The following is a 23,247-nucleotide window of genomic DNA, read 5'->3' as shown; positions in this document are numbered from 1 at the left end:
CGAAGGACAGCCCATGGCTCAGGAGAAGCAGACGATCGCAATCATCGGCGCGGGGCTCGGCGGGGCAGCGGCGGGTGCGCTTCTCCAGTCCGCGGGCTTCGACGTGAAGATCTTCGAGCAGGCGCCGAGCTTCACCCGTCTTGGCGCCGGCATCCACATGGGCCCGAACGTTCTCAAGATCTTCCAGCGCATCGGCATGGACCGAAAGCTGATCGACATCAGCAGCACGCCGAGCCATTGGTTCAGCCGCGACGGCATGACCGGCGAATATCTGTCCCGCATTCCGCTCAAAGGCTACGGCGCGACCTATTGCACGGTGCACCGCGGAGACCTGTCCGCCCTGCAGATGGAGACGATGGCGCCTGGCACGGTCGAATTCAACAAGCGGCTGACGCGGCTTGATGACAATGGCTCCGATGTCTACCTCGAATTCCAGGACGGCACCTCCGCACGTGCGGCAATCGTCATCGGCGCCGACGGCATCAACTCCCGTGTCCGCGAAACCCTGCTCGGCGCGGAGCGTCCGAACTACAGCGGTTGGGTCGGTCATCGCGCGATGATCTCCGCCGAAAAGCTGAAGAAGTTCGACCTCACATTCGAGGACTGCGTCAAGTGGTGGGGACCGGACAGGCATATGATGGTCTACTACACGACAAGCCGCCGTGACGAATATTATTACGTCACCGGCGTGCCGCATGCCGCCTGGGAATTCGACGGCGCCTTCGTCCAGAGCAGCCGCGAAGAAATGTTCGAGGCCTTCGCCGGCTATCATCCGGTCATCCAGGCCCTGATCGAGGCGACCGACGACGTGACCAAGTGGCCGCTGTTCAACCGCAACCCGCTGCCGCTTTGGAGCCAGGGCCGCATGGTCCTGCTCGGCGATGCCTGCCATCCGATGAAACCGCACATGGCGCAAGGTGCGGCCATGGCAATCGAGGACGCGGCGATGCTGACGCGCTGCCTTCAGGAAACCGGCCCCAATGCCTATGCTACAGCCTTCGCGCTCTACGAGGCGAACCGTCGTGAGCGCGCCACCCGCGTGCAGACCGTGTCGAATGCCAATACGTTCCTGCTCACGCAGGAAGATCCATCCTGGGTCTATGGCTACGATGTCTATGCCCAGCCGCTCCAGGACAAGAGCGTCGCATGAGCGCGGCCCTCCTCTACGGCGCCAATGTTTTCGCCAACGGCATCCGCCAGCACTACCTGCGTTACGGCGGCAAGGGGCCTGCCGTCATTCTCATTCCAGGTATCACCAGCCCGGCAATCACCTGGGGCTTCGTCGCCGAACGGCTGGCGGAACGCCATGATGTCTACGTGCTCGACGTCCGCGGCCGCGGCCTGTCCTCCACAGGCCCTGACCTTGACTATGGCCTTGATGCCATGGCGGCCGACGTCGTCGGCTTTGCCGATGCACTCAGTCTTTCCGCCCCTGCCCTCCTCGGTCATTCCATGGGCGCGCGGATCGCGATGCGGGCGGCGATATCTGGGCTGACCGGATTTTCCCGTCTCGCCCTGATCGACCCGCCGGTGTCCGGCCCCGGTCGCCGACCCTATCCGAGCAAGCTGCCCTGGTATGTCGATTCCATCCGTCTTGCCCTGAAGGGCATGGATGCGGAAGGCATGAGGGCATTCTGCCCGACCTGGAACGAGGACCAGCTGCGGCTTCGCGCCGAATGGCTGCACACCTGCTATGAGCCGGCCATCGTCAGAGCCTTCGAGGATTTCCACAAGGACGACATCTTTCCGGATTTCACAAGGATCGGGGAGCCGGCGATGCTGATGGTCGCTGGACGCGGCGGCGTGATCGCACCGGAGGACGAGGCCGAAATACGCGAGCTCAATCCGGCGATCAAAATCACCCGCGTCACCAATGCCGGCCACATGATTCCCTGGGACGATTTCGATGGATTCTTCGAAGCCCTTGGTGATTTCCTGTCCGAATAAGCGCTGATGGCGGGCTCTGGCCCGCCATTTTTATTGCCTTCGCGATGCCGCCCAGGATCGCTTTCATTCTTCCAAGGAGTGTGTGTCGTGCAGAAACCCTATCGTATCGGCCAGATCGTGCCGAGCTCCAACACGACGATGGAAACGGAAATTCCGGCGATGCTGACTGCCCGCCAGTCGATCCGTCCGGAACGCTTCACCTTCCACTCCAGCCGTATGCGGATGAAGAAAGTCGTCAAGGAAGAGCTGGCCACCATGGACGCGGAGTCCGACCGCTGCGCGATCGAACTGTCGGATGCCCGCGTCGATGTTCTGGGCTATGCCTGCCTGGTTGCGATCATGGCGATGGGGCTCGGCTATCACCGCCAGTCCGAGGCCCGCCTCACCGGGCGCACCCGCGAAAACGAGACGAACATCCCGGTCGTCACCAGCGCCGGCGCGCTGATCGAGGGACTGAAGGTGATGAAGGCGAAGAAGATCGCTGTCGTCGCGCCTTACATGAAGCCGCTGACCGAACTCGTCGTGAACTACATCCGCGAGGAGGGTTTTGAGGTGATGGACTGGCGGGCGCTGGAAATTCCCGACAATCTCGACGTTGCCCGCCACGATCCAGAAAACCTGCCTGCCATCGTCCAGACGCTAGATCTTTCCGATGTCGACGTCATCGTGCTGTCTGCCTGCGTGCAGATGCCGTCGCTTCCGGTGATCGCCAAGGTCGAGGCCCTGACGGGCAAGCCGGTGATCACGGCTGCCGCCGCAACCACCTATTGCATGCTGAAGTCGCTTGGGCTGGAAGCCGTCTCGCCGGGAGCTGGCGCGCTTCTGTCGGGCGCTTATTAAGGAAATCGCCATGCAGAGCGCCGAAGCCAATTATCAGGGTGTCTGGGGCAACCGTATCGGCTTCGGCCAGAAGCCGGCCCTTCTCGTCATCGATTTCCTCAAGGCTTACACGATCGAAGGCGCGCCGCTCTATGCGCCGGGCGTGGTCGAGGCTGTCGCCCGCACGCCGGACTTGATCGCCGCCGCCCGGACCGCCGGCGTGCCCGTCATCCATACGCGCATTCTCTATCTCGCCGAAAATTGCGCCGATGGCGGCATGTGGGTGAAGAAGTCGCCCGTCATGAAGGCCATGGTCGAGGGCAATGTATTGGCGGAGTTCTGCGACGAGGTTTATCCGGCGGCCGGTGAACTCGTCATCATCAAGCAATATGCCAGCGCCTTCTTCGGCACCAGCCTGGCCTCGCATCTTCACGCGCAGGGCATCGACACGGTCGTGCTTGCCGGATGCTCGACGAGCGGCTGCATCCGCGCGAGTGCGGTGGATGCCGTCCAGTACGGGTTCCGGACGATCGTCGTGCGCGACTGTGTCGGCGACCGCCATCCAGACCCGCACAACGCTAATCTCTTCGATATCGACAGCAAATACGGCGACGTCGTCTCGCGCGAGGAGGCCATCGCCGCCTTCGCACCGGAGAAGGCCTATCCGTAGCCTTTTGAAGCAGCCTTACGAACCATAACAAGACAGCCAACCAGAGGACCGATAAAATGGACAGAAATGTATTTACGGAACTGTGCCTGGAACAACTGAAGCAGAGCGGCGTCCATGACGGCGAAAAGGTCGTCGTTCTCTCGCAGGGCGACGAACGCCTCGACTATGCCGACGCCTTCCTGGCCGCCGGCCAGAGGCTGGGCGCGCGCATGTACCACCTTCGCCTGCCCGCCCCGCTTCCGGGCGACGGCAGCTGGGCTGTCGGCCAGACAGGGCTTGCCGGAAATCCGGAAGCCGTCGAGGCCCTGAAGAAGGCCGATATGGTTGTCGATCTGATCTTTCTGTTGTTCAGCCCGGAGCAGATGGCGATCCAGGCCGCTGGCGCACGCGTACTGACCGCGGTTGAACCGGCGCCGCTGCTTGCCCGCCTGATGCCGACGAAGCAGCTGCGCGAGCGCGTCGAAGTCGGCGTGGACTACATGAAAAAGGCGAAGTCGCTCCGCATCACCAGCAAGGCCGGAACCGACGTCGTCTACAAGATGGGCGTCTATCCGACGGTCGGCGAATATGGCAGCACGGACGAAGCGGGCCGCTGGGATCACTGGCCGGCCGCCTTCGTCTTCTCCGGTGCCGCCGACGACGGCGTCGACGGACAGATTGTTCTTGCGCCGGGCGACGTTCTCCTGCCGCTCAACATCTATGTCCGCGAGCCGGTGATCTACACGATCGAAAAGGGCTTCATCCAGGATATCCGCGGGGGCCTGGAGGCCGATCTGATCAAGTCCTACATGAAGACCTTCAACGATCCGCGCGGCATGGGCATGAGCCATGTCGGCTGGGGTCTCGACCATCGCGCAAACTGGCACGGCCTGTGCGACTTCGGCGGCGGTATGGGCATGGAGCTGCGCTCGTTCTACGGCAACGTGATGTTCTCCACCGGCCCGAACAATGAGCTTGGCGGACCGAACGACACCGCCTGCCATCTCGATATCCCGATGCGCAATTGCTCGCTCTTCCTCGACGACGAGCCGATGGTTCTCGACGGCGACATCGCCGTCAAGGAAATGCAGCACAACTGGAAATAACGGCTCGGCAGCCCGTCAGGCAACGGACCGAGATTGCTCTTCCGGAAGAGGCGATTTAATCAACAGGACGGGAAGTTTCGCCACGAATGGCGCGATACTTCCCGTCGAGCCGGAACCGTTTTGGAAAGAGGTGGCCAAATGGCGGACGAGCAGGAAAAGCTGGATCGGCAAGGCAGCCGCTATAGATTCACCGATCAGGTGGGTCACCTCATGCGCAAGGCCTATCAGAAACACCTGGCCATCTTCCAGGAAAACGCCAGCGACCCGCATCTGACCTCCGTGCAGTTCGTGACGCTCTGCGCCCTACGTGACAACGGCCCGAGTTCACAGGCCGAGCTGGTCAAGGCCACGGCTGTCGACCAGGCGACGATCCGCGGCATCATCGATCGGTTGAAGGCGCGTGGTCTGATCGAGGTCTCGAAGGACGCACAGGACGGACGCAAGGTTATCATGTCGCTCCTGCCGGACGGCAAGGATGTTCTCGACGCCATGTATCCACAAGCCAGCCTGATCACCGATCTCACCATGGAAAAGCTAAATCCTGCGGAACGCGTGGCGCTGCTCTACCTGCTGCGCAAAATCTCAGACGACGACGAAATCTAAACTACGTGCATCACTCCGACTTCGAGCAACGACATTGGACGAGATCCTTTCTATCTCGGTGTCCTGGGCAGCCGACGAACCCACGAAACGCGCTGTCAGGTTCTGCTCGCGCTTGGGTACAGCGAAACGCAGATCGAGCATCAAGGCGCCGATCGGGATGTTCGGTCCTGTACGCGATGCGAGTACACTTGCACTATCCGTGCTGGCGGATGCCAATTTACATTGGACGACATTGCGTTCAAAACGGGCGGACCCGCCCGCTACGTTACGGTGCGGGAAACTGGCGGACGCCTCGGCTTCATTACGCCAATGACCCATCATTTTTTGCGAAAGCTGCAACCGCGTCAGACTGACCTGCACCGGAATACTCTATATGTGCCTTGGCCAGAATGACGCGGCTGATCATCGGCTTGATTGAAGCGTTTGATGTCCTTCATGACGGTGAAGCCGAGCCGGACCAAATCCGCCGCTACCTTGTCCTCGAAGATGAAGCCCGCATGAATCTGGAAACGTCGGCGGCTGCCAAGGTGCAGGTTTTCGAAACCGTCGAGAAAGCGGAGGAGGTTAACGTTGCTCTGCGCCCTGACGTTAGTCAGGACGGAAAAATCGGCTTCCGCGAACTTATGAAGCTCCCCACCTTCGCCGCACCGCAGCTTCTGATCGTGGATCGCGGCCGAATCCCTCGCTGCACGCCTTCACACCGCTTGAACCAAAGCGTCAATCCAAGAAACTACTTCGGAGCATTAAGTTTGCAGTGTCGGCATTCTGATGAAAATGAGCTAGGCTGCGATGGTAGCCTCGGCTCATTTTTGTGATCAGAGCGATTTCAACACATCGCCCAACGCATCCACCAGCATGTCGGCATTTTCGCGGGAGAAGACCAGCGGTGGCCGGATTTTCAGGATGTTGGCGTGGGGCCCGGAGGCGCTGATAAGGATGCGGCGTTCGCGCAGGCCGTTGACGATGCGCGTCGTCAGCGCCGCGTCGGGGCGCTTGGCGACCGAGTCGGCGACGATCTCGACGCCGATGAATAGGCCGGACCCGCGCACATCGCCGAAGGCCGGATGGCTGGTGGCCAGGCTCCTGAGGCCGTCCATCAGGTAGCGTCCGACTTCCAGCGCGTTCTGTTGCAAACCTTCTATGCGGATCGTGTCGAGCACGGCCTTGCCGGCGGCGGCGGCGACCGGATTTCCGCCGAACGTGTTGAAGTAGCGCGCCCGCGGACCAAATTCGGCAATCACCTCTGGGCGCAGCACGATGCCCGCCATCGGATAACCGTTACCCATCGGCTTGCCGATCGTCACTATATCGGGCGCAATGCCGTGGCGCTCGAAGCCCCACATGGCCTCGCCGGTACGGCCGAAGCCCGGCTGCACCTCATCGGCGACGAATAGGCCGCCTGCTTCGTGAATCGCATCCACTGCCGGCTTCAAGAAGCCCTTCGGTCCGGCAAAGATGCCGTCGCTCGAAAAGATCGTGTCGGTGATCAGCATGGCCGGCTTGATGCCGTGGCGCTTCAGGTCGGCGATGGCCGCGCGCACGTTGAGGTCGAACTTTTCCATCACCTCTTCCGGCGAATGACGGTAGCTGTCCGGCGCTGGCACGGTGCGCACATGCGGACCCAGCGTCACGGATTCGCCAAGGGAGGGCGAGAACTCAGCAACCGCGCTGGTAAGGCCGTGATAGGCGAGATCCGTTGCAATGATGCCAGTGCCGCCCGTCACGTATCGGGCGATGCGCACGGCGAGGTCGTTCGCCTCGCTGCCGGTGCAGGTGAACATCGCCTGGCTGAGGGCTTCCGGGAAGGTTGCCGTCAGCGTCTCGGCATAGTCGACGATGCCTTCGTGCAGGTAGCGCGTGTGGGTGTTGAGAACGGCGGTCTGCTTCGTTATCGCCTCCACCACGCGCGGGTGGCAATGGCCAAGCGAGGCGACATTGTTGTAGGCGTCGAGATAGCGTTCGCCGGCCGTATCATAGAGGAAGACACCTTCGCCGCGCACGAGATGCAGCGGCTTTTCGTAGAAGAGGCGGTAGGCGGGGCCGAGCACCTTTTCACGCCTGGCAATCAGCGCCCGTTCGGCGTCGTCCAGCCGTTCGATATCTTCGCGCGAAAAAGCATTCACCATCGACATGATTCAGGCCTCGGAAAGGTTGGGCACGAGCGTCTTCAGCCCTGCTGGTGTGAGATCGGAGATGTTTTGCAGCCCCCGCCAAGCGGTGACGTAGTTGCGCATGATATAATCGCGGTTTTCCGGAAAACGCGCGGACCGCCACTCGGCGATGATGATCGACATCGCCAGCCGTGAGCGCGCAAGGAGCGGCAGAAGTTCGATTTCGCCAGGCTCCAGCGTGCGCGCGGACAGAAAACCCTCCAAGAACGCGCGGGTGCGTGCTGCCCAGTTGTCCGTTGCCAGATGGTACGAGACGGCGACGGCGAGATCATTGATCAGCGGCGCATGCACCATGTCGCCGAAGTCGATGATGCCGACGACATCGGTCGGCGCCGCCGGATCGAGCAGGATGTTGTGCGGGTTGAAATCGTTGTGGATGATCTGCCATCGCCGGAGCGCGCGAGTAGCGGGCAGCGAGCGCTCGAACTCGCTGAGAACAGCTTCGACCTGCGACCGGCGCTCGGGTGCGACATGGTCGATGACGGCGGCGAGGTCGAGGGTATGGGAGATATCCCACATCAGCTTTCCGCCCGGCGGGCGCCCATTATAGTTCTCCAGGCCAAGACCAAGCTCCGCGAGCGCGCGGCCGACGTTGCGGCTCTGCGCTTCGGAAGCGGGCGTGCGGTATTGCAGTTCGCCGCGCAGGAAGGTGAGGAGGCGCATGATGCGCGGGCCGTCGGCGGTGGAAAGTGCATGACTCGGATCGCCACCTTTCGTCGGCACGAGCCGCGGCACGGCCACGGCCGGCGCGGCCGCTGCTAGATGCAACAGTGCGCCGTCCTGGAACTCCAATGCTGTCGGATCCTCCGCGGGGTTTGCGATCTTGAGGACGAAATCCGTGCCGTCTGCGCGGGTGAAGAGGAAGGTCTCGTCCCGTTCGCTCGAAAGCCGCTTCACGGCGCCATCGAGGCCATAGACGCGCGCGACCGCGGCCTGCGCATCGGAAATCGACGTGGCGCTCCATGTCGCCGACATGGAGTCGGTCTTCTTGGTGGCAGGCGATGGCCCCGTCATGCTTGCTCCGTTGCGCGCGGTTTCCCGCATTTCCCTCGATCGCCGCCGTGTTTCGCTGGGTTCTGTCGCCCATTGAAAGAAGGTTTGGCAGCTTTGCACCGATGCCGTGGCTGGCGGAAGATGCTCGCGACGGCAGAGCGTACTTGAAACATGTCAAAAAAGATGCATCAAGTATCTTATTAATCGATTTTCTGGATCAGTTCCATGCCTGAATTCACGACACTGGAATATGAGAACCTAAACAGCGCCGTCTACGGCGCGCTGTGCGATGCTCTGATCCAGGGCCGTTTCCAACCCGGCGACCGGTTGAAAATCCGCGATCTCGCCGAGCAGTTCGGCACCAGCGTCACGCCGATCCGCGATGCCATCCTGCGGCTTACAAATGACGAGGCGATCATCTTCCGTTCGCCGCGCGATATCCGCATTCCCGGTCTCAGCGAAAGCCGCTACCGGGAGATCCGGTCGATCCGCGTTCGCCTGGAGGGACTGGCCGCGGAAACGGCCGCTCAGGTGGCGACGAGTGCGGATATCAAGGCTTTGGAGCGCATTTTGCGCGAAAACGAGCAGGCAATCGAGGCAGGCGACCGTCTGAAAGGCACGCAGCTCAATCAGGCTTTCCACTTCATGCTGCCGCAGATCGCCGGGCTTCCGGTGCTGAACGGCATCCTGCGACGACTCTGGCTGCAGATGGGGCCGCACATTTCCGACGCCTATATCCAGGGTGGGCGAGCGATGATAGACCATCATTATCCGGTGGTGGAGGCGTTGAAACGGCATGATTCCGCGGCCGCCTCCATGGCGATCGTTGATGACATCCTGCTGGGCGGCAAGCCTATTCTGGAACGCATTGAGCGAGGCGAAGAGCCGCAGGTGCGGCGGGCCTAGGCCCTTCCACGGGAGGAGGCTTGCATTTCCCGCGCCGCCGATTACGATGTATCAAGCATCAACGGAGAATGCTCGCATGACCGAGGAACGCCGCTACATGTTGCTGACCGGCGCGAGCCGCGGCATCGGCCATGCGACGGTCAAGCTGTTCCAGTCGAAAGGCTGGCGCATCCTCACCGTTTCGCGCCAGGCATTTTCCGAGGAATGCGCCTGGCCGTCGGCCCGTGAGAGCCATATCCAGGCCGACCTCGCGGATCTGACGCAGATCGATCGCCTCGCCGCAACCGTGCGCGAGCGCCTGCCGAACGGCCGGCTGCATGCGCTGGTCAACAATGCCGGCATTTCGCCGAAGGGGCTGGACAAGAGCCGCCTCGGTGTGATGGGCACGGACGCGGATGTCTGGACGCAGGTGCTTAATGTCAATGTCGTCGCGACGGCGCTGATCGCCCGCGCGCTCATGCCGGAGCTCGAAGCGGCGAAGGGCTCGATCGTCAACGTCACCTCGATTGCCGGAACGCGTGTCCACCCCTTTGCCGGCGTCGCCTATGCGGCATCCAAGGCGGCCCTCGGCTCGCTGACACGGGAAATGGCGCATGAATTTGGCCGCCGCGGGGTAAGGGCGAATGCCATCGCGCCGGGCGAGATCGAAACGTCAATCTTGTCGCCCGGAACGGATGAGTTGGTGGCCGCGGAAGTGCCGATGGGAAGACTGGGAGAACCGCGCGAAGTTGCGGAAACCATCTACTTCCTGTGCACCGAGCAGTCTTCCTACATCAACGGTGCCGAAATCCATATCAACGGAGGGCAGCACGTCTGACAACGGTCAAAAGGGGAAAAATCCCGTTGACCGGCAATGACTGGAATGCATCAATCGGCCGACCCGCCCCGGGGAAAGGGCATGACGGCCGGAGAGGCTGCAACCGATGCCGACCGCTGAATGGCGGGGCTGAGGCCCACAGTCCGCATGAGATCGTCATCGGAGCCGGCACCAAACCGGTTCCTTCACAAACGAAAAAAAGGGGAGTGCAATGAAGACAATCATGAAATCCGGAATCCTGGCGGCTGCCGCCGTCGTGCTATCCGCAAGCCTTGTCGCGCCGGTTTTCGCGCGGGACCTGACCGTCGTCTCCTGGGGCGGCAACTATCAGGACGCGCAGCGCAACATTTACTTTAAGCCGTTCGCCGAAAAGACCGGCAAGCCGGTGCTGGACGAAGCCTGGGACGGCGGCATCGGCGTCATCCAGTCGAAGGTCAAGGCCGGCGCGCCGAACTGGGATGCGGTGCAGGTCGAAGCCGAAGAACTGGCACTCGGCTGTGCCGACGGGCTCTATGAAAAGATCGACTGGGACAAAATGGGTGGCAAGGACAAGTTCCTCGATTCCGCCGTCAATGACTGCGGCGTCGGCGCCATCGTCTGGTCCACTGCGATCGCCTATGACGGCGATAAGCTGAAGGAAGGCCCGACCTCTTGGGCGGACTTTTGGAACGTCGAAAAATTCCCGGGCAAGCGCTCGCTGCGCAAGGGCCCGAAATACACGCTCGAATTCGCCCTCCTCGCCGATGGCGTTTCGAAAGATGAGCTCTATGACGTGCTGGCGACCGAAGAGGGCGTCGCGCGCGCCTTCAAGAAGCTCGACGAGCTGAAGCCGAACATTGTATGGTGGGAGTCGGGCGCACAGCCGCTGCAGTTTCTTGCCTCCGGCGAAGTCGCGATGACGTCCGCCTACAACGGCCGCATCACCGGCATCAACCGGTCGGAAGGCAAGAACTTCAAGGTCGTCTTCCCCGGCAGCATCTACGCCGTCGATAGCTGGGTCGTGCTGAAGGACGCCGAGAACAAAGATGCCGCGCAGGACTTCATCGCCTTCGCAAGCATGCCCGAGCACCAGGCGAAGCTGCCGGAATTCGTGGCCTATGGTCTCCCGAACAAGGAAGCCGCCGCACAGGTTCCGGCGGAGTTCGCAAAGGACTTGCCGACCGATGCGGCGAACATGACGGACTCGATTTCGCTCAACGTCGATTTCTGGATCGACAACGCGGAAACGCTGACACAGCGCTTCAACGCCTGGCTGGCCCAGTAAGAACGCCCTCGGTGAAGGGCGCCCCTAAAAGGCGCCCTTCTTGTCTGGCCGGGTGCGTTCTCGCGGGTTTTCCGGACAGCGCGTCATCCGCCTCTCACGATGGAGTCTTCGGTGGCCGAATTCATTCGATTTGACCGTATCACCAAATTCTACGGCCCGCTTTGCGTGGTCGAAAACCTTAACCTCGACATCGCGAAGGGCGAGTTCGTCAGCCTGCTCGGCCCCTCCGGCTCCGGTAAGACGACACTTCTAATGATGCTCGCCGGCTTTGAGCAGCCGACCTCCGGCAACATCCTGCTCGACCGAACCGCGATCAACGCCGTGCCGACCCACAAGCGGGATATGGGCGTCGTCTTCCAGAGTTATGCCCTCTTCCCGCATATGTCGGTCGGCGAGAACGTCGCCTTTCCGCTTCAGATGCGTGGGCTGGGCAAGGCGGAGATAGCCGAGCGCGTGGCGCGGGCGCTCGACATGGTGCAGCTGTCGGCACTCGCAGAGCGTCGGCCGTCGCAGCTTTCCGGTGGCCAGCAGCAGCGCGTGGCGCTGTCTCGCGCCCTGGTCTTCGAGCCGCGCGTCGTGCTGATGGACGAGCCGCTCGGCGCCCTCGACAAGCAGTTGCGCGAGCAGATGCAGCTCGACATCCGCGATCTGCACCGGCGGCTCGGCCTGACCATCGTCTTCGTCACGCACGATCAGTCGGAGGCGCTCACAATGTCGGACCGCGTCGCCGTTTTCAACAAGGGCAAGGTCGAGCAGATTGGCACGCCGCGGCAGGTCTATGACGAGCCGGCGACGCGGTTTGTTGCGGAGTTCATCGGGGAGACCAATCTGGTGGAGGGCGTTGTTGAGGCAGTGCAGGGCGAGGAAGCCAATGTACGCCTGACCTCCGGCGCCCGTATCGTTTCGGCCGTTTCCGGCGCGGTGGCGCCGGGCCAGACCGTCTATCTTTCCATCCGCCCCGAGCGGGTCGATCTCACCGAGATCCGCGGCGATGCCCGCAATTGTCTGGAAACGGAGGTGACCGACTCCGTCTACCAGGGGGATCACTTACGTGTGCAGCTGCAGAACGCCGCCCATCCGCTGATCGCAAAGCTTGGCCGCCGGTCGCGCGAGTTTCCGCCCGGTACCAAGGTCTACGCTGCCTTTTCGGCGGGCGATTGCCGGGTCATCGCGCCATGACTGCAGGTCCCTCCCGAACCCGCCGGTCGCTGGTTCTGCTGGCGCCGCTGCTCATTTTCCTCATCGGCTTCTTCGTCTGGCCGCTGTTCAGCATGATGTCGCAGTCGGTATCGGACACCGCCGTGCTGCGCCTGCTGCCGCGCAGCGCCGAGGTGCTGTCGGGATGGGACCGCAAATCGCCGCCGACCATGCCCATGCAGGCGGCGCTGATAGAGGACCTGCAGGCCGTCGATGACGATCAGGCGCTCGGCGACATGGTGCGCCGTCTCAACAGCGCCCGTTCCGGTTTCCGCACGCTGATGTCGAAGACGACGAGCGCGCTCGGCGACCCAGACAACCCGCCCCCCGATCTCGTTTCCATCGACAAGCGCTGGGAGAAGCCGGAATTCTGGCTGGCGATCGCCGATGCGCTCTCGCCGCTGACCGATCGCAACCTGCTCGCTGCTGTCGATCTCGGCCGCAATGCCTCGGGCGATATCGAGCATCTATCGGCCGACCAATCCGTCAACCGTGTCATCCTTGTTCGCACCTTCTGGATCGCCGGGCTGGTCACCTTCGCCTGCGCATGCATTGGCTTCCCCTATGCAATGATCGCCGCTTCGCTTGAGGGCTGGAGGCGCGACTTGATGCTAGCAGCCGTGCTGCTGCCGCTCTGGACCTCGCTTTTGGTGCGAACGGCCGCCTGGTTCATCCTGTTGCAAGAAAAGGGGCTGATCAACGATCTCCTGCAAACGCTCGGCCTGATCGACGGGCCCTTGCCCCTGATCTTTAACCGCACGGGCGTCATCATCGCCATGACCCATGTGCTGCTACCCTTCATGGTGCTGCCGATCTATTCGGTGCTGATCACCATCCCGAAAAACCTGATGCCGGCGGCGGCATCCTTAGGCGCGCATCCGCTGCGCGCCTTCCTGCGCGTGCTCTTACCGCTCAGTCTGCGCGGCGTCGCCTCCGGTAGCCTGCTCGTCTTCATCTCGGCGATCGGCTACTACATCACGCCGGCGCTGATAGGCGGACCGGGCGACCAGATGATCTCCTCGATCATCGCCTTCTACGCCACGGGTTCGGCGAACTGGGGCATGGCCGGTGCGCTCGGCGTCGTTCTGCTCGTCGCGACATTGATTCTCTACAGCGTTTATGCGCGACTCTCTGCCGAAGAACCGGGGAGGCGGTAAGCAATGCCGATGAACCTCACCAAGTTCGCTTTCGCGTCGCTTACGATCCTCTTTCTCGTCGCGCCCCTCATCGCCATCCTGCCGCTCGCCTTCACCTCGAGCGTCATCCTCACCTATCCGATCCCCTCCTGGTCGCTGCGCTGGTTCGAGGAACTGTTCTTCGCGGATGCCTGGCGGCGGGCGATCGTTAACAGCCTGATCATCGGTACGGGCACGACACTGCTTGCGACCGGGCTCGGCACCGCCGCGTCGCTCGGCTTGCGCAACCGCCTCATCTTCTTCCGCGGCACGATACGTACGCTCTTCCTGCTGCCGATGGTGGTTCCGGCTGTCGTGCTCGGCGTCGGCATGCAAGTGCTGCTGGCAGGCTTCGGCCTCACCAACAGCTATGCCGGCGTGATCATCGCCCACACGGTCGTCGCGGTGCCGTTCGTCGTCGTCAGCGTCACCGGCGCGCTTGCCGGCATCGACGAACGCGTGGAACTCGCAGCCCAGAGCCTCGGCGCCACGCCGACGACCGTCTTCCGGCGCGTGACCCTGCCTCTCGCCATGCCCGGCGTGGCGTCCGGTGCGGTCCTGGCCTTCGCCACCTCGCTCGACGAGGTCGTGCTGACGCTCTTCGTCGCCGGACCCAATCAGCGCACGCTCGCGCGGCAGATGTTTTCCAGCATCCGCGAGAATATCAGCCCGGCGATCGCCGCCGCCGCCTTCCTCTTCATCGCCGCAACGATCATCATCGGCCTCGTTGTCGTGTTGTCCCGGTCCATGCTGGCGAAACGGCGCTAGGACGCGCTTCAGGCGTCCGCAAGCACCTGATGGACCTCGCAGCAGCGGAAACGATGATCAGGTCATCCGCCTCGCCGCCATGTTGTCCACCGAACCGGCCACCGTGCGCGGCATGACCTTTTCGAATAGCGCGCAATCGTCGCGACGCCTGATTGCAGCGGGCGGCTGCTGTCTTGCTCAGCCTGTCACAGTCGCCGGCTGATGTGGTCAGCGCAAGAACGACAACAAAGCTCTTGCCAACTCCTTCGGAGCCTCTTCCGCGACATGATGACCGCTATCAATGCTGTGTCCTTTGAAATCCGATAGCCAAGGCCGCCAGACGTCGAGCGGATCGCTGTAGAGTTCCTCCATATCATCCTTGGACGACCATAGGCATAAAGTCGGACAGTGGATTCGCCTGCCAGCTCTCCGATCGTCAAGATCATGCTCACGATCCACCGTATGGCCTGCGCGGTAGTCTTCAATCATCCCGTGGACGACGTGTGGATCATGGATCACATCCAACAGATCGTTGTACGCCTCCTCGCCCATCTGCTCTGGGCCGAGTTTGTTGTACCAGGCCAACGGTTCGGCCAGAATAGCCCGCTCGGGCTTTTCGGGGACTGAAAAGAAAAACCAGTGCCACCACAGTCTGGCGAACTTCTCGTCTGCGCGTTCGAGCGCTTCCAGAATCGGCACGCTGTCGATAACGACCATTTTTGACACGATGTCCGGATGGTCCAACGCCATTCGGAAAGCGACGTAACTGCCGCGGTCGTGGCCCGCGACTGCAAACGTCCCATATCCCAGATGTGCCATCAGTTCGACGCAAGCATTTGCCTTCTCGCGCTTGGAGGAGAACCGATGGTCCGGCGCATCGACGGGCTGATAAGACCGCCCGAAACCTGGGAGATCGGGGCAGACAACGGTGAAATGCGGCGACAGCAGATCAGCGACCCGTCCCCATGTCATGTGAGTTCTGGGATGGCCATGAAGGAGCAGCACGGGTGGACCCGACCCACCGTGACGCACGCGCATCTCGCCGGACGCCACATGGACAATCTTGAGCTCGAAGCCTTCGAACATCATACTACCTTTCCCAGCGGATCTGGAAGTGTTCAGGCGCCGGTCTCGGAATGCGAGGCAGCGACAGGCTTTGATTCCGGCGATCCTTTAAAGCGCAGGAAGATCGACAGGATGACAACGACCGCGGTTGACAGGAATTCAGACTGCCAGTTCTGCAAGGATTCGAACCAGAACTGCGCACTCGCAAGATGGTCGGCCATGGTGCCTGGTGGCTGACCATGCATCAGCGCCTGGGCGCTCTCGGCCTCGGCGCTGTAGCGAAGGTGCAGCAAAAAGGTCACAAGAAACAGTATGCCAAGTGCGATTCCTAACGAGTAGGAATAGAGAACTCTCGTGAAGCCGCCAACGCGGACCGGCCACGGCACATCTGGGTCATTCTGCCTTAAGGCGGGATCCTCATCTTGCTCGACAGGCTCGTCCGGATCCTTGGATTCAGCCGATCCGCGCTGGAAGAGAAAAGCCGTCAGCATTACGTAGGCCGACATCTGCAGAAATTCGCTTTCCCAGTTCTCGAAAAGCGATGAAAGAAAATGCCCGGACGCAGCGTAGGCGGCCAGTTCGATCTGCGCAGTACCATGCTCGGCGAGTTCGTGATCGAAGACAAAATAGCCCGTTACCAGCATGCCGCCGATCGTCAATAGCGATGCCGTTACGAGAACGATCGACAGTCCGTTGTCGCGCAAAATGCGGATCATGTTTCCCTCCAACGAGATACTGCTTCGCAGTAACCCCTGATCGGGAGTTCCGTTCCCACTCAAACGGATTGCATCGCTGGCCTTTGTAGGTGGTTTCGTCCCGTTCCGATGATCGTCCAGACCAGGACATCTGTGTGACCGTCATCGAATGCGTACGTTTCCCGGAGTGCAAGCGTATGCGCAGTCGCATCGTAGATGCCCCGGCGACAATCCGGAACCTGTTCGAGTCCATGTTGAGATTCAACGCGAGTTTATGGCTGCGGCGCAAGCGTAGATTATTGACTGACAAATTTTGGTCCGTTTTTCTTTTTCTCGACAGAGACCTTCGAATGGTTCGTGCCTGGATGGTCGCCTTGCTGGGATACGAACCAGAGGCTCTTTTGTGGCGCGATTTTATTCGCGTAGCTTGTGCCAAAAGCAGGCCGTGCACAGCATTTCCGGTGCCTAACTGCTACGATCTACTCTTCTTGAAATCCCGCCGTTACGGTGATATTCGCCTCTCGGGTCCGCAGTTCACCCAGGCATCGCCGTTCTTTAGAACACGCTAAATCTGCTCATGTCAAAGATATGGACACCATCCCGTGCCATGTCGGAAGGGCGATCACCGATGATCCGTTAGGAACGGCACGACTGAGGGATAAGTCATGTCTAGAACACTCATACCGCTCGTAGTGAGCGATACGTCTGCGTTCGCAAAGTCCCTAAGGACCGAGCTTGCCGACCACGAGGGATTGCCCTCCCACCTACAACTTTTGAACATGCTTGCCCGCGCGGCAGGATTCGGTAATTTTCAAACCCTGCGGGCGAACGTCGAAGGCAGTAAGCTTGAAGAAGTAAGTCCTCCGTCTGTCGTGATCCAATCTGCCGACGGCCCAGTCGATTTGAAGCTGGTGACCCGGGTTCAGCGTTGTTTTGACAGCGAGCGTCGTCTCCTGCGCTGGCCATCGCGGCGTACGGATCAAGTTGCGTCCCTCTGGATTCTCTGGTCACAGTTGCCCTCGGCGCAAGAGATGTCAGAACGGGATGTCAACGCCCTTATCAAGGATCGACATCTATTCGGAGACCACGCTTTGCTTCGGCGCGAACTCTGTGACCTCGGCCTGATGACCAGAACGCCGGATGGTAGCGTCTATGGGCGGGTTGAACGTCCGATCTCCGACGATGCCTTGGCGGTCATGCGCCAGCTTTCCTCGAAGTGATAATCTAAACACCTTTTTGATGGAGGGCCGGACATCACTTCTGGCTATGACATGCGTTCAATTGAGACAGGCACATATTTCGGTCGGCTACCCTATGCAAAGGTCGGCAACGGAGAGAATCCGATACTAGTCATCAACGGTGGCCAGAGCTTTATGATGAAAGCCGGGACTTCCCGTGTGGCAAAAGACACGCGGCGGGTAGCCCGCATCCTGCCCGACAATCGCAGCTTTGTTCTCCTCGGCTACGATCCAGACAGCGTGAACGTAACGCTGGAGCGGCTCGCCGCAGATGTCGCAATGGTTATCGAAGAGCACTTCACCGGCCGTGTCGATATTGTCGGTATATCTTACGGAGGCGTGGTGGCTTCGCATTTGGCAGTTAGCTATCCCCAGAGGATTGCCAAGCTCGTCCTCGTAGCAAGCGCTCATCGCTTTTCCGGCGAAGGCAGGAAACGCTTGGAACGACAGATCGAACTCGCGAATGCCGCGAGATTCAATGACCTCCTGAGTGAGTTCACCTCCATGTTCCGAAGTCGTTGGCTCAACATGCTCGTGAATTGCCAAGTTCGCCTTGCGGGAGGGCGGCTGGTGCGAAGACTGGCGAAACCCGGGGTTATTGTCCGGCATCTTGAAGCGATGCTCTCAAGTCCTCTGGCCGTTTCCGAACTACGGTCGATATCGACAGAAATTCTGATTGTCGTTGGGAACCGCGATCAATTCTTTGGCGAGGCCACAGAAGAAGCCGCAACCGGGATTCCGACCGCACGGCTTTCAATGTTCGAAGGGGAAACTCACATGCTCCCCATCGAGCGCGCGAGAGACGTCAAACGATGCGTCAGCGATTTCATGGCGCGGGGGTAATCTAGGGGGTCACAGATACTTGGACCAGTTCTCGGGCCGACAGCTGTCATAACGCTTTGAAAGGATCCGAACCGACGACCCAGTTTTTACGAAAACCGTTTCATCTCAAAGGCGCGAGCAGCGGTCATTGCACACACCGACCGCTCAGCGCCTTCGCAGTCATTGACTCGCCGGCGCATTGATATCCGCTGCTCTGCCCTATGTCGCCTTTGCACAACGGGGACGCGATCCGGACAGTCAGGAGTCGACGGACGTTCGCATCAGGATGAGCTTTGGCGACTACATCATGACGGCGACGCTCTATGACAATCCGTCGGCACGAGACTTCGCGTCGATGCTGCCCCTGAGCCTCAAGATCGAGGACTACGGCCGAAACGAGACGATCGTCTACCTTCCCCGCAAGCTCACCGAGGACGGTAGCGGGCCGTTCGGCAACGAACAGCCCGGCGATCTTTGCTACTTCAAGCCCTGGGGGAACCTCGCGCTCTTCTACGCCGACTACAAGTGGGCGGCCTGATCAGGCTCGGGCGCTTCGATGACGGCTTCAATCCTCTGATTGTTCGCGGCGAATTCCCGGTGCGCATAGAGCGGATTTGACACCACGCCTTCACGGCTTACACGGCAAACGGCTATGAGGCCTATTATGGCCCGGTCGAAATCGACGAAGCGAAAAAGACGTTTGCCATCACGGTGGGTTCATCGCTCGTTCGCAACCTTGTCGGACAACGGCTCGAGCGGAATTTTGATGGTGACGGAAGACCAGTTGGTGATCACGCCGACAAATGCTACCGAAGGCTAGCGCGTGACGTACGAGCGGCTGTAAGAGGAGCAAGACCCTCAGCGGCCTTCAACACACCTCAGGCAGCCTGACGTTAACCGTCTGGCTGCCTGAGAAAAGTTTGCGTTTCTATTTTGACGTAGTCTGTCTTCCTCGGGTCGTAGTCCGCACCGGAACCGTCTTGCCGTACTCGTTCCACCACGTGGTCAAGGCTTCCATGGTCGGCCCAAGTCCCCTTGCCTTGGCGGTGATCTCGTAGTCCACCCGTGGCGGCACCTCGGCGAACACTGTTCGCGAAACGAGTCCATCCGCTTCCAGTCCCGCGCGCGAAGGGCTTCAGTCGCTGATCGAAAAAGTCTGGGGGTACTGCGAGACTAATGAAATTGGCGCGAAGACAGTGACGCTCAAAGTCAAATATGCCGACTTCAACCAGATCACTCGCAGCAAGACCGTTCCGGCAGCTCTGCCGGAGATTGGCGATCTCGAGGACGTGGTCAGCCTGCTTCTCGCGCCAATCTTCCCGCCGCGAAAGGGGATCCGTCTGCTCGGCGTGTCGCTATCCTCACTGGAACGGCGAACACTTGTCGTGGAACCGCAGCTGCGGCTGGCGCTTTAGACGGCCAGCATTGTCTGAACTGGCGAGGCTGAATGGCGGCTGACCCGAAATGTCCCTGCCGGCAGCGGGTGCAGGATTTTGTCCTCGGGCACAAGTCCGTCGAGCCAGGCTATGCGTTGATCGCGGGTGAGAACAGCCATCTGGCGGTTATGAAACGGCGCGATATCGGCATTCGCCTCGATGGTCAGGATGGCATAGGCCTCCGGCCAATCCGTGGTCGCGGGGCGCCAGATCCCCGCGAAATAGAACCAGTCACCGCTGGCGAGCGAGAAGCTGAAGCTCCTGTGGCGAACCTCCGACGCCGGCACCAGGCATCGATGGGTCGGAAACGTCCTTCCTTCCGATCGAACGACGTTCACGGCACGCGGACCGCGTTCGCGAGGACGCAGCCCCCATGGCAGTTCCACCATCTCCACATCGCCGTCATGGCGCCTTATGATGACGCGGCGCTCTTCGAGCGGGGCGTCGGATTGGAAAACCTTCGCGCTCATAGCATATAGAACATAGCAGGAACATCACTTCGAGACAACCAGAACCGAGACGGAGGATGCATGTGCAATGATTATCGACTGATGGTGGATGTCGCCTCGATCGTTGAGGACTTCGCCGATCTGGCTCGATCCGACAATCTCTGCGAAGTCGCTGTTCAAACCCCTCCCGGCTGGGACGCTGGCAGTGGAGCAAGTAGGCTGAGCGATCCTCCTCTTTTAGAGAGGAGACAACCTAGATCAAACCGTGAGCCTTATAGCTCTGGCCTGTCGCAGCACGCCATTATGCGCCGGTCTCGCTGACTGGCGATCCCTGTATCCCAGCGGTCGATCGCATTGGACCGAGGTGGAATTACAACGGCTGCATCGGCGCTGTGCCGGCTGACGGCGTCGTAGGTCGGGTCACCGTCATAGGCGCCATCGGCCGTGAAATGGCCAATCAGTCCGTCGATCTGATCGAGCAGTGGTTCGACCTGTGAAGCGTCGCCGGCATTCTGATCGGTCATGACATGAGCGATGATCTCGCCGCTGTCGGCGTCTAGCGCCAGGTGCTATTTGCGCCAGCCCCGACGGGATTTGGCGCCGTGCTTCTCTTCCGACCACTGGCCCGCGCCGTAGACTTCGAGCCCGGTGCTGTCGATGAGGACATGAACGGCCTCTTTCGTCGGAATTTTGCGGCCTTTGCAGCTGTCATCCGATCGCCATGTCCGTGCGCGGCGGCTCAATGTCGTCAGATCGGGCACGGCGAGATCCAATCCCATCAGTTTCAGCACCGAAGCCAGCAAGCCCTCCGTCTGGCGCAGACGCAGGCCGAACACCAGGCCCAGTGTCAGAGCAGTCTGGATCGCCAGATTGGAATAGCGTGGCTGGCCACCCTGCGTCATCCGCTTCGTCGCCTGCCAAAACGACTGCGCTTCAGTCGTCACCCAAAGTGTTTGGCTGCCACGCCGGCGAAGGCCTGCCTCGTATTCCAACCAGTCCGTCACCTTGTACTTCATCTTGCCGATACGATGGCGGCGGGCGGCATTGTGTTTAAAAGGCATGGTGGTGGCGCTGGGCTGTTTCGATCACACCCTGTTATTCCATCACCGCTAAATGATCCGTGCACCAACGCATAGACGCCGGCGATACCCCAGAAGGTTCGCCGCCCGCCTCGGGTAATCGATAGGCTAACTTCGGTTCTCCAAGCGGTTTGTTTTGCGCCACTCTTCGTACTCTCCGCGGGCATCGTCATGCAGCGGATAATAGCGCTGCAACGACCCGCCCTCCATAAGCTTCACCCGCGAGAACTCCTCCCAATCGTGATGCTTTTGCGACTCTTCGATTACCTTCGAGGCCATTGCGACTGGAAGCACCACCACCCCGTCGTCGTCGGCGACGATGATGTCGCCGGGGATTACCGTGACACCGCCGCAGGCAATCGGAACGTTGACGGCATTGGGATAGATGCTGGTCTGCACATGGTAGTTGGGAGTCCAGCCACGCAGCCATAGGGGGAGATCTAGCTTCTCGACATTGGGCCGATCGCGCATGCACCCGTCGATTACGATGCCAGCGCCGCCTCTGCCTTTGAAATACGTCGACATCATATCGCCAAAGACGCCCGAGCTCATGTCGCCGCGCGCGTCGACCACGACCACATCGCCCTCCTGCGCGTGATAGAGCACGTGCCGGTGCAACTGCGTCTCCGGATCGGCATATTCTCCCTCGGTGAAGAGGTCCGGCCGCTGCGGCATGAACTGGAGCGTCAGCGCCGGCCCGACGATCGACTTCCCGCGGTTCTGCGGCACGGGACCGACTATGTGCGGATTGCGGAAGCCCATGTGGCCAAGCGTGCCGGCAACCGTCGCGGCGCCGATTTCCTTCAGTGCGTCGATCAGGTCTTTGGGCGGTCGCGTAATGTCGGGAGTATGCGTCATTTTAGACTCCGGTGGATGAAACTACCAGTTCGTAACAGAACCGTCGCGGCGCTTCAGGTGAGGCGCTTCCCAGAAACGAAAGCTCTCCGCCTTGACCGCCTCTTCGTTGACCTCGACGCCGAGCCCCGGCAGATCGCGGACCGGATAGTCGGGGCCGTCGAGCCGTGGTTGCACGGGGAAGAAGTCGGAATTGTCGAAGCCCAGCTTTGTTTCGGGCACCCTGGTCTCGAGCCATGCGAAATTCGGCACCGCGGCGGCGAGATGGATGGTCGCGGCCGTGCAGACTGGGCCAAGGGGATTGTGCGGCATCAGGTCCACATAGTGCGCCTCGCTCCAGCCAGCCACCTTCATCGCTTCAGTGAGCCCGCCAACATTGCAAACATCGAGCCGGTTGAACTGATGGATGCCGCGCTCGATGTAGGGCAGGAACTGCCACTTGCTGGCAAATTCCTCGCCGATGGCGAACGGGATGTCGGTCATCGTGCGCAGGGATTCGTAGGCCTCCGGTGTCTCGTCTCGTATCGGCTCCTCGAGGAAATCAAGCACGCCACGGCCGAGCTTGTTGCAGAAGCTCGCCGCCTGTGCCACCGACAACCGATGGTGATAGTCGATGCCGAGGACGACGTCGTCGCCCAGCGCCTCGCGCGCCTTGTTTAGCATGCTTGCGGTAGCGCCGATCGATTCGCGCGGCTCAAAGATGTCCTTGCTGTTTTGCCCGATGGGAAAGAAGCGGATCGCCTGCCACCCCTGTGCGCGTAGTTCGCGGGCTCGTTCGATGGCAACATCGCCCTCGGCCTCGTCACCGGTCGAGGCGAAGGTAGGAATGCGGTCGCGCTGCTTGCCGCCCAACAGTTCGTAGGCCGGCACCCCCAGCGCCTTGCCCTTGATGTCATGAAGGGCAATGTCGATGGCGGAAATCGCCGCCTGCAGAACGCGCCCGCCTTCGAAGTATTGGCTGCGATAAACTTCTTGCCAGATCCGACCAATCTGCATCGGGTCGCGGCCGATGAGAAACTCGCGATAGTGCTCGATCGCGCCGACCACGGCCTTCTCGCGACCGCTCAAGCCGCTCTCGCCCCATCCGAAGATGCCGTCGTCGGTCTCGACCTTGACGAGCATCTGGTTGCGTGTTCCTACCCATACTGGATAGGGCTTGATAGCGGTGATTTTAAGCTTCGTAGTCATCCACACCCTCGTTCCAGACGCATCGG

General features: G+C 60.9%; 22 protein-coding genes and 7 pseudogenes. 20 read left to right on the top strand and 9 right to left on the bottom strand.

Annotation, left to right across the window (positions count from 1 at the left end):
• Positions 1 to 13: 13 nt before the first annotated feature.
• The 9 genes and pseudogenes from QA644_RS22265 to QA644_RS22225 all read left to right on the top strand — a co-directional run bounded on the left by QA644_RS22265 (position 14) and on the right by QA644_RS22225 (position 5,939).
• Entirely contained in the window at positions 14 to 1,150 is a 1,137-nt protein-coding gene (locus QA644_RS22265) for an FAD-dependent monooxygenase (protein ID WP_283073378.1), read from the top strand.
• Positions 1,147 to 1,947, top strand: a complete 801-nt coding sequence (locus tag QA644_RS22260) for an alpha/beta hydrolase (protein ID WP_283073377.1) — start codon at positions 1,147 to 1,149, stop codon at positions 1,945 to 1,947. Before QA644_RS22265 ends, QA644_RS22260 begins: the two co-directional genes overlap by 4 nt.
• A gap of 87 nt (positions 1,948 to 2,034) precedes the next feature.
• On the top strand, positions 2,035 to 2,787 hold the full coding sequence (locus QA644_RS22255; RefSeq protein WP_283073376.1) for an Asp/Glu racemase: 753 nt from the start codon (positions 2,035 to 2,037) through the stop codon (positions 2,785 to 2,787).
• Positions 2,788 to 2,797: 10 nt separating this feature from the next.
• Positions 2,798 to 3,436, top strand: coding sequence for an N-carbamoylsarcosine amidohydrolase (locus QA644_RS22250; protein ID WP_283073375.1), 639 nt, complete (start codon positions 2,798 to 2,800; stop codon positions 3,434 to 3,436).
• A gap of 56 nt (positions 3,437 to 3,492) precedes the next feature.
• Positions 3,493 to 4,521, top strand: a complete 1,029-nt coding sequence (locus QA644_RS22245) for a leucyl aminopeptidase (RefSeq protein ID WP_239601586.1) — start codon at positions 3,493 to 3,495, stop codon at positions 4,519 to 4,521.
• Positions 4,522 to 4,659: 138 nt separating this feature from the next.
• Positions 4,660 to 5,124: a MarR family transcriptional regulator gene (locus QA644_RS22240; protein ID WP_283073374.1), complete on the top strand. Its 465-nt coding sequence runs from the start codon at positions 4,660 to 4,662 to the stop codon at positions 5,122 to 5,124.
• A 48-nt stretch (positions 5,125 to 5,172) separates the two neighbouring features.
• Positions 5,173 to 5,335 (top strand): annotated as a pseudogene (locus QA644_RS22235) (XdhC family protein); the annotation flags it as partial.
• Between the two features lie 2 nt (positions 5,336 to 5,337).
• Positions 5,338 to 5,527, top strand: a pseudogene (locus QA644_RS22230) (GTP 3',8-cyclase MoaA); the annotation flags it as partial.
• Complete coding sequence (locus tag QA644_RS22225) at positions 5,514 to 5,939, top strand: hypothetical protein (protein WP_283073373.1); 426 nt, start codon at positions 5,514 to 5,516, stop codon at positions 5,937 to 5,939. The pseudogene QA644_RS22230 and the gene QA644_RS22225, both read left to right, overlap by 14 nt.
• On the opposite strand, the gene QA644_RS22220 is transcribed toward QA644_RS22225, so the two are convergent.
• Together QA644_RS22220 and QA644_RS22215 are read right to left on the bottom strand one after the other, a co-directional pair.
• The gene (locus tag QA644_RS22220) at positions 5,940 to 7,256 is read right to left on the bottom strand and encodes an aspartate aminotransferase family protein (protein WP_283073372.1); all 1,317 of its coding nucleotides are present in this window, start codon (positions 7,254 to 7,256) and stop codon (positions 5,940 to 5,942) included.
• Positions 7,257 to 7,259: 3 nt separating this feature from the next.
• Positions 7,260 to 8,309: a phosphotransferase enzyme family protein gene (locus QA644_RS22215; protein ID WP_283073371.1), complete on the bottom strand. Its 1,050-nt coding sequence runs from the start codon at positions 8,307 to 8,309 to the stop codon at positions 7,260 to 7,262.
• Positions 8,310 to 8,513: 204 nt separating this feature from the next.
• Here QA644_RS22215 and QA644_RS22210 point away from each other — a divergent pair, with 204 nt between their 5' ends.
• From QA644_RS22210 to QA644_RS22185, 6 genes are all read left to right on the top strand, one after another.
• On the top strand, positions 8,514 to 9,194 hold the full coding sequence (locus QA644_RS22210) for a GntR family transcriptional regulator (RefSeq protein ID WP_283073370.1): 681 nt from the start codon (positions 8,514 to 8,516) through the stop codon (positions 9,192 to 9,194).
• 76 nt (positions 9,195 to 9,270) lie between these two features.
• The gene (locus QA644_RS22205; RefSeq protein WP_283073369.1) at positions 9,271 to 10,011 is read left to right on the top strand and encodes an SDR family oxidoreductase; all 741 of its coding nucleotides are present in this window, start codon (positions 9,271 to 9,273) and stop codon (positions 10,009 to 10,011) included.
• A 211-nt stretch (positions 10,012 to 10,222) separates the two neighbouring features.
• Positions 10,223 to 11,275, top strand: a complete 1,053-nt coding sequence (locus QA644_RS22200; RefSeq protein WP_283073368.1) for an ABC transporter substrate-binding protein — start codon at positions 10,223 to 10,225, stop codon at positions 11,273 to 11,275.
• A gap of 111 nt (positions 11,276 to 11,386) precedes the next feature.
• The gene (locus QA644_RS22195; RefSeq protein WP_283073367.1) at positions 11,387 to 12,454 is read left to right on the top strand and encodes an ABC transporter ATP-binding protein; all 1,068 of its coding nucleotides are present in this window, start codon (positions 11,387 to 11,389) and stop codon (positions 12,452 to 12,454) included.
• A complete protein-coding gene (locus tag QA644_RS22190) occupies positions 12,451 to 13,629 on the top strand; it encodes an ABC transporter permease (RefSeq protein ID WP_283073366.1) in 1,179 nt (392 codons plus the stop codon). The genes QA644_RS22195 and QA644_RS22190 overlap by 4 nt, the downstream gene beginning before the upstream one ends.
• 3 nt (positions 13,630 to 13,632) lie before the next feature.
• A complete protein-coding gene (locus tag QA644_RS22185; protein ID WP_283073365.1) occupies positions 13,633 to 14,415 on the top strand; it encodes an ABC transporter permease in 783 nt (260 codons plus the stop codon).
• Between the two features lie 207 nt (positions 14,416 to 14,622).
• On the opposite strand, the gene QA644_RS22180 is transcribed toward QA644_RS22185, so the two are convergent.
• Complete coding sequence (locus QA644_RS22180; RefSeq protein WP_283073990.1) at positions 14,623 to 15,480, bottom strand: alpha/beta hydrolase; 858 nt, start codon at positions 15,478 to 15,480, stop codon at positions 14,623 to 14,625.
• A 32-nt stretch (positions 15,481 to 15,512) separates the two neighbouring features.
• On the bottom strand, positions 15,513 to 16,172 hold the full coding sequence (locus tag QA644_RS22175) for a DUF6766 family protein (protein WP_283073989.1): 660 nt from the start codon (positions 16,170 to 16,172) through the stop codon (positions 15,513 to 15,515).
• Between the two features lie 647 nt (positions 16,173 to 16,819).
• Here QA644_RS22175 and QA644_RS22170 point away from each other — a divergent pair.
• The 3 genes and pseudogenes from QA644_RS22170 (at position 16,820) to QA644_RS22160 (ending at position 18,832) form a co-directional block, all read left to right on the top strand.
• Entirely contained in the window at positions 16,820 to 17,374 is a 555-nt protein-coding gene (locus QA644_RS22170) for a DUF2087 domain-containing protein (RefSeq protein WP_283073364.1), read from the top strand.
• A 51-nt stretch (positions 17,375 to 17,425) separates the two neighbouring features.
• A complete protein-coding gene (locus tag QA644_RS22165; protein WP_283073363.1) occupies positions 17,426 to 18,235 on the top strand; it encodes an alpha/beta hydrolase in 810 nt (269 codons plus the stop codon).
• 193 nt (positions 18,236 to 18,428) lie between these two features.
• Positions 18,429 to 18,832, top strand: a pseudogene (locus QA644_RS22160) (cyclophilin-like fold protein).
• 310 nt (positions 18,833 to 19,142) lie between these two features.
• Here QA644_RS22160 and QA644_RS22155 read toward each other — a convergent pair.
• Positions 19,143 to 19,331: pseudogene (locus tag QA644_RS22155) on the bottom strand (winged helix-turn-helix transcriptional regulator); the annotation flags it as partial.
• 1 nt (position 19,332) lies between these two features.
• Here QA644_RS22155 and QA644_RS22150 point away from each other — a divergent pair.
• Positions 19,333 to 19,629, top strand: a pseudogene (locus QA644_RS22150) (DNA polymerase IV); the annotation flags it as partial.
• Here the strand turns inward: QA644_RS22150 and QA644_RS22145 are convergent.
• Positions 19,626 to 20,120: an SOS response-associated peptidase gene (locus QA644_RS22145; RefSeq protein WP_283073362.1), complete on the bottom strand. Its 495-nt coding sequence runs from the start codon at positions 20,118 to 20,120 to the stop codon at positions 19,626 to 19,628. The pseudogene QA644_RS22150 and the gene QA644_RS22145 overlap by 4 nt on opposite strands.
• Positions 20,121 to 20,180: 60 nt before the next feature.
• On the opposite strand from QA644_RS22145, the pseudogene QA644_RS35190 reads away from it, so the two are divergent.
• A pseudogene (locus QA644_RS35190) lies at positions 20,181 to 20,243 on the top strand (SOS response-associated peptidase); the annotation flags it as partial.
• 200 nt (positions 20,244 to 20,443) lie between these two features.
• Here QA644_RS35190 and QA644_RS22140 read toward each other — a convergent pair.
• From QA644_RS22140 to QA644_RS22130, 3 genes and pseudogenes are all read right to left on the bottom strand, one after another.
• Positions 20,444 to 21,160, bottom strand: a pseudogene (locus tag QA644_RS22140) (IS5 family transposase); the annotation flags it as partial.
• A gap of 126 nt (positions 21,161 to 21,286) precedes the next feature.
• Positions 21,287 to 22,036: a ribonuclease activity regulator RraA gene (locus tag QA644_RS22135; RefSeq protein WP_239601602.1), complete on the bottom strand. Its 750-nt coding sequence runs from the start codon at positions 22,034 to 22,036 to the stop codon at positions 21,287 to 21,289.
• Between the two features lie 21 nt (positions 22,037 to 22,057).
• Positions 22,058 to 23,221 carry a mandelate racemase/muconate lactonizing enzyme family protein gene (locus tag QA644_RS22130; RefSeq protein ID WP_239601604.1) on the bottom strand — a complete coding sequence of 388 codons (1,164 nt, stop codon included), beginning with the start codon at positions 23,219 to 23,221 and terminating at the stop codon, positions 22,058 to 22,060.
• Between the last annotated feature and the right edge of the window lie 26 nt (positions 23,222 to 23,247).

It is taken from the genome of Rhizobium sp. CC1099 (assembly GCF_029714385.1).
GTDB lineage: Bacteria > Pseudomonadota > Alphaproteobacteria > Rhizobiales > Rhizobiaceae > Rhizobium.
The sequence above is the reverse complement of the archived record's forward strand: the minus strand, read 5'-3'. Positions and strand labels throughout refer to the sequence as shown.